The sequence below is a fragment of the Pantoea sp. SIMBA_079 genome, assembly GCF_046940275.1.
Classification (GTDB): domain Bacteria; phylum Pseudomonadota; class Gammaproteobacteria; order Enterobacterales; family Enterobacteriaceae; genus Pantoea; species Pantoea borealis.
This window is the reverse complement of the sequence record NZ_JAWRYR010000116.1, coordinates 1-324: the sequence shown is the minus strand read 5'-3', so window position 1 is coordinate 324 and position 324 is coordinate 1. Positions and strand designations below refer to the sequence as shown.

1 pseudogene is annotated in these 324 nt (G+C 50.6%); it reads left to right on the top strand.

What is annotated here, in order from left to right:
- Positions 1-324: pseudogene (locus SB719_RS19360) on the top strand (protein-tyrosine kinase); the annotation flags it as partial.

Here is a 324-nt window from a genome sequence, read left to right as displayed (position 1 = left end):
GGTGAAGAGTTCACCGTCAATGGTATGGTCGGCCAGCGTCTGGAAAAAGATGGCGTTGCGCTGACTATCGCGGACATTAAGGCCAAACCAGGAACACAGTTTGTCCTGAGCCAGCGTACCGAACTGGAAGCGATTAACGCATTGCAGGAAACCTTTACCGTTAGCGAACGCAGTAAAGAAAGCGGGATGCTGGCACTTCCCATGACTGGTGATGATCCCCAGTTGATTACTCGTATTCTGAACAGCATCGCTAACAACTATTTGCAACAGAATATCGCTCGCCAGGCGGCGCAGGATTCACAAAGCCTTGAATTCTTACAGCGC